Here is a 5,821-nt window from a genome sequence, read left to right on the forward strand (position 1 = left end):
TAATATAAATAATCATTATTGACAAATAATCCAACAGATGGTATGATACAGACATAGCAAGAAATTGAATATAAATGTCATTAAGGAGGCGGTTTACATGTCGTTGATTAATAAAGAAGTAGCAGATTTTAAAGTATTGGCCTATCAGAACGGTGCCTTTCATTCCGTGAAAAAGAAGGATATTCTGGGCAAGTGGTCCGTATTTTTCTTCTATCCAGCCGATTTCACCTTTGTGTGCCCGACGGAACTGGAAGATCTGGCCAATATTTACGATAAATTCCAGAAAATTGGCTGCGAAGTATACAGCGTATCCTGCGATACGCACTTTGTACATAAAGCATGGCATGATTCGTCCAAAGCCATTGGCAAGGTAACGTATCCCATGCTCGGTGATCCGACCGGCGCCCTGGCAAAGGACTTTGACGTCTATATTGAAGATGCCGGCCTGGCTGAACGGGGCACGTTCATCGTCAATCCGGAAGGCAAAATTGTCGCCTATGAAGTCAATGCCGGAAATGTAGGCCGTAATGCTGATGAACTGCTGCGCAAAGTCGAAGCATCTCAGTTCGTAGCAGAACATGGCGATCAGGTATGCCCGGCCAAATGGCAGCCTGGTGCCGAAACGATTAAACCGAGCTTCGATTTAGTCGGCGCACTGTAATATGGAAGCGCGGCAGCAGCCCGCAAGTACAATGTATGATGCAGTCATTATCGGCGGCGGCCCGGCAGGGCTGACCGCCGCATTGTACCTGGCTCGGGCAAAATACAAAGTAGTAGTCGTAGAAAAAGAAAAGATTGGCGGCCAGATTACCATTACGTCTGATGTGGTAAATTACCCCGGCGTTGCCAGGACAAGCGGCGCTGCCCTGACGGAAACGATGCACGAACAGGCGAAAGCCTTTGGAGCAGAGTTCCTCCTGGCAGAAGCGCAGTCCCTGGAGCTGCAGAAGGATGTCAAAGTCATTCATACGTCAAAAGGCGACATACAGGCGTTATCTGTCATTCTGGCCCTGGGTGCCAATCCCCGCACAATCGGGTTTGACGGGGAACAGGCATTTCGCGGCCGCGGCGTTGCCTATTGTGCTACCTGTGACGGTGAGTTCTTTACGGGCATGGATGTCTTCGTCATAGGCGGCGGATTTGCGGCAGTAGAAGAAAGCATGTTCCTCACCAAATATGCCAGGTCAGTCACCATTCTCGTGCGGAAAGATCACTTTGCCTGCGCCCAGACCATCGTCGATGAACTGCAGAAGTATCCAAAGATTTCTGTCAAGTTTAATACGGAAATCGTATCGGCCCAGGGAGATCAGCTTCTGTCAAAGGCGACGTTTAAAAATAACAAGACTGGCGAAACCTGGCAGTATACTGCACCAGACGGCGGCTCCTTCGGCATTTTCGTATTTGCCGGCTACGTGCCGAATACGAAACTGTTTGCCCATGACGTTGCGCTGAATGACCAGGGCTACGTCATTACCGATGCCAATCATAAGACCAATCTGGACGGCGTATATGCAGCCGGCGACATTTGCATCAAGAATCTGCGCCAGGTCGTTACTGCCGTGTCAGACGGCGCCATTGCAGCGACGGCAGCAGAAAAACATATTGCCGCCATGCACGAAAAGCTCAGCCTGCCGGAATTCAGCCGTCCTGCTGTAGACGAAGCAGAAGTCGGGCCTGCTCCGCAGGAGGCACCAAAAGGGGCTGCCCCTGCAGCTGCTTCAGAGGATGCCTTTATTTCTGCAGATATTCGGGAAAAATTGGTTCCTATTTTTGCCAAGTTTGCCAAGCCTGTTATTATCAAAGTCTGGCTCAGTGACAGCCCCCTGTCGAGAGAATTGCTGGGATTCAGTCAGGAAATGGCAGGACTGACAGACAAGATTCTCGTGCAGGAAGAACGAACCAACGGGGGCGATCCCGGACTGGAACTGCTCCATGCTGATGGTTCGTCAAGCGGCATCTGGTTCCACGGTGTACCTGGCGGGCATGAATTTAATTCCTTCATCATTGCCCTGTACAATGTAGCAGGGCCGGGCCAGGAAATGGATGACACCGTGCAGAAACAGGTAGCTGCTATTAATACAGAGGGAAAAGATGTACACGTCAAAGTCGTCGTCTCTCTGTCGTGCACGATGTGCCCGGAAGTCGTCATGGGTACGCAGCGCCTGGCTGCAGCATCGCCCCATGTTACGGCAGAAATGTACGATGTACAGCATTTTCCGGAACTTCGCAGGAAGTACAACATCATGAGTGTACCCTGCATGATTGTCAATGATTCAAAAGTATATTTCGGTAAAAAAGATATTCACGAAATTGCTTCATTACTTCAATAACTCCCTATCTTCTCCATCATCTCATACTAACCATACTGCGAACCGACAGGATGATTTCCCTTTCATCTTGTCGGTTCGTTTTTTCTGAAAGACAAACAATATGAAAATAATAGGCCTCCATTGCGGCGAAAAGTCGTATTATGTGGTATAATAACAGAATCATCAGAGCTATGCGGTGTTTTCTGCAGGCAATATTACCCTTATGAGGAGGAAACAATGGATAACAAAGAACTCGTAATTGTTGTCGATTTCGGCGGGCAGTATAACCAGCTGATTGCGCGGCGTGTCCGTGAAAATCACGTATACTGTGAAGTATATCCGTATCACAAGGCAGTAGCAAAAATCAAGGAACTTCATCCGCAGGGCATTATTTTCACCGGCGGCCCGGCCAGCGTCTACGAAGAGAAGGCGCCGAAGATTGAAGAAGAAGTCTTTCACCTGGGAATTCCGGTCCTGGGACTTTGCTATGGAATGCAGTTTATGGCGCAGACCCTGGGCGGAAGCGTAAAATCGGCAGATATGCGGGAATTTGGCAAGACTCCCATTACGGTAGATACGTCGTCACCATTGTTTAAAGGTCTGCAGAAACAGGAAATCGTCTGGATGAGTCACACCGATTATGTAGCATCCATTCCGGAAGGGTTTGCGATTATCGCTCATACAGACAATTGCCCGGTGGCAGCGATGGAAAATAAAACAAAGAAACTCTATGCCATGCAGTACCATCCGGAAGTGCTTCATACGGAACACGGCAAGGAAATGCTGCATAACTTCCTGTTTGAAGTCTGCGGCTGCACCGGCACCTGGACGATGGCCAACTACGCTAAAACAGCCATTGCTGATGTAAAGAAAACCGTCGGTAACGGCAAAGTCGTGCTGGCTCTGTCCGGCGGTGTCGACAGTTCTGTGGCTGCAGCGCTCATTTCCAAAGCCGTTGGCAGTCAGCTGACCTGTATTTTCGTCGATCACGGCCTGATGCGCAAAAACGAAGGCGATGAAGTAGAAGCGGCATTCAAAGATTCGGGCATGAACTTTATCCGCGTCGACGCATCGGAACGATTCCTGAGCAAGCTTGCCGGTGTCAGTGAACCGGAACGGAAGCGCAAGATTATTGGCGAAGAATTTATCCGTGTCTTTGAAGACGAAGGACGTAAAATCGGCTCTGTCGATTTCCTGGCCCAGGGTACGATTTATCCGGACGTCATCGAATCGGGCGCCGGTGATGCGGCAGTCATCAAGAGCCACCATAATGTAGGCGGTCTGCCGGCTGTTGTCGATTTCAAAGGTCTTATTGAACCGCTGCGCAATTTGTTTAAAGATGAAGTCCGTGAATTAGGCGCCGAACTGGGACTGCCTGATTATCTCGTATGGCGCCAGCCTTTCCCCGGACCGGGCCTGGCCATCCGTGTCATGGGTGAAATTACGAAGGAAAAACTGGCCATTCTCCGTGATGCTGATGCCATTTTCCGGGAAGAAATTGCCAATGCCGGCCTGGATCGCTCCATTAATCAGTACTTTGCTGTCCTCACGAGCAACCGTACTGTCGGCGTCATGGGCGACTTCCGTACCTATGACTACACGCTGGCTCTGCGCGGCGTAACGACGACGGACTTCATGACTGCCGACTGGGCACGAATCCCTTATGACGTACTGGATAAAGTTTCCAACCGTATCGTCAATGAAGTAGATCACATCAACCGCATCGTCTACGACGTAACGAGCAAACCACCTGCTACCATTGAATGGGAATAACAGCAATACTCCCTGCAAACCGCGTAATAATGCGGCTTGTAGGGAGCCTTTTTTTGCCAGGAGTTCCAAAGGTGTACAGAATATCATGAGAATAGATATATCCTGCCAGGTATACGAGCGTTCTTATATCTGACAGGATTTTGTGTAAATAACGTTATTTACATTGGCAAGCGGCAGGACTTGAGGTATGCTATGAGCATAAGGAAGATGTAAATAAGATTATTTACATGAAAGGAGCGTAAAACCTGTGATACGATTAGGAGAGGTTGCCGATATTGTATCAGGATACAACGTCGGCCGAGGGCTGGTAAAAGAAGCGCCAGAACGAAAATATTCCCGCTCTGATTTCGAGCATGATTTTTATCGAATGAAGGAGGCAAGTCTGACAAATCCAATTATTTATCAGTCTGTGCTGGAAACTCACAATATGGTGGCTGCGATTATTTCTGATGATAACAAGGACCGTGTCATCAGCCAGGCTTTTTCTATCCTGACCATTCAGACAGACAAGATACATCCCTGGTACCTTTGCTATCTGCTGAATGAGTCAGAACAGGTGGCCCGCCAAAGTAATGTGCTGGGACAAGGTTCTAATCTTATACAGCGCCTGTCAGCCCATCAGATGAAGCAAATAGAGATTCCCCTGATTCCCATGAAGAAACAGGAAACAATAGGACGACTATATGTGACGGCAGTATATCAATATTATCTTGAAATCACGAAAGCAGCGATGAAACGGCAGGGCATATGTAATATGTTACATCACCAGGAACAAGGATAAAGGAGAGATATATCATGACAAACGACGAAAAGAAACTGGAACAGGTATTATGGGATTCAGCCAATGTAATGCGCCAGACCATGGGGGCTGCCGATTATATGGACTATGCCCTGGGGCTTATTTTCTACAAGCACTTGTCCGATACCCTTCTGGAAGCATCGGCCAAGGCCCTGATTGAAGCCGGAGAAGCAGAGGAAGGCGATGTTGCCACGGAAGAACAGCGGCTGGCAATGTATCAGCAGTATTATGACGATCCGGACACGAGGGAAGACCTGCTCAGTGCCATGGATCTGGACTATACCATGCAGCCAAAATTTACCTTTACGGCCTTTATGGATGCCATTCAGAAGCAGTCGTTCCAGCTGGAAGATCTGAATCAGGCCTTCCGCGATCTGGAACAGTCCAATGCAGACTTACTACAACATCTGTTTGACGATGTCGACCTTCATTCCACGAAGCTCGGTTCGACGCCGCAGAAACGAAACGCCCTCATTGCCGACGTCATGAAAGCCCTGGCGCCGCTCAATCTGGACAGCCACAGCGGCGACATTCTCGGTGATGCCTACGAATATCTGATCAGTAATTTTGCCTCTGATATGGGCCAGAAGGCCGGCGAATTCTATACGCCCCAGTCTGTATCGACTATCCTGACCCGTATCGTTACGGCCGGCCAGGAAGAAAAAAAGGGATTTTCCGCCTATGACCCGGCCATGGGGTCCGGCTCGCTCCTGCTCAACGTCCGCAAATACATCAAGGACGCCGATTCGATTGAATATTACGGCCAGGAAATCAAGACAGCCACGTATAATCTGGCTCGCATGAACATGATTCTTCACGGCGTGGCCGCGACGAATCAGCACCTGCGCAATGCCGACACGCTGGACAAAGACTGGCCGGCCGATGAAATCACCAACTTTGACGGCGTCATGATGAATCCGCCGTACTCCCAGAAATGGAC

At 49.3% G+C, this 5,821-nt stretch carries 5 protein-coding genes; all 5 read left to right on the top strand.

The annotated features are described in order from the left end of the window. Positions 1-97 precede the first annotated feature (97 nt). Positions 98-661: an alkyl hydroperoxide reductase subunit C gene (gene ahpC / locus Q3886_RS07925; RefSeq protein WP_301860800.1), complete on the top strand. Its 564-nt coding sequence runs from the start codon at positions 98-100 to the stop codon at positions 659-661. A gap of 31 nt (positions 662-692) precedes the next feature. Continuing rightward, positions 693-2,330, top strand: a complete 1,638-nt coding sequence (locus tag Q3886_RS07930; protein ID WP_301860802.1) for an FAD-dependent oxidoreductase — start codon at positions 693-695, stop codon at positions 2,328-2,330. Between the two features lie 216 nt (positions 2,331-2,546). Next, the gene (guaA, locus tag Q3886_RS07935) at positions 2,547-4,082 is read left to right on the top strand and encodes a glutamine-hydrolyzing GMP synthase (protein ID WP_301860804.1); all 1,536 of its coding nucleotides are present in this window, start codon (positions 2,547-2,549) and stop codon (positions 4,080-4,082) included. 247 nt (positions 4,083-4,329) lie between these two features. Next, positions 4,330-4,863 (top strand): hypothetical protein, encoded by a 534-nt coding sequence (locus Q3886_RS07940; RefSeq protein WP_301860805.1) that lies wholly within the window; start codon positions 4,330-4,332, stop codon positions 4,861-4,863. A gap of 14 nt (positions 4,864-4,877) precedes the next feature. Continuing rightward, positions 4,878-5,821 (top strand): class I SAM-dependent DNA methyltransferase (locus Q3886_RS07945; RefSeq protein ID WP_301860807.1); only part of this gene is annotated, 944 nt, incomplete at its 3' end.

Origin of the sequence: uncultured Megasphaera sp. (assembly GCF_958350005.1) — a bacterium.
Classification (GTDB): Bacteria; Bacillota; Negativicutes; order Veillonellales; family Megasphaeraceae; genus Megasphaera.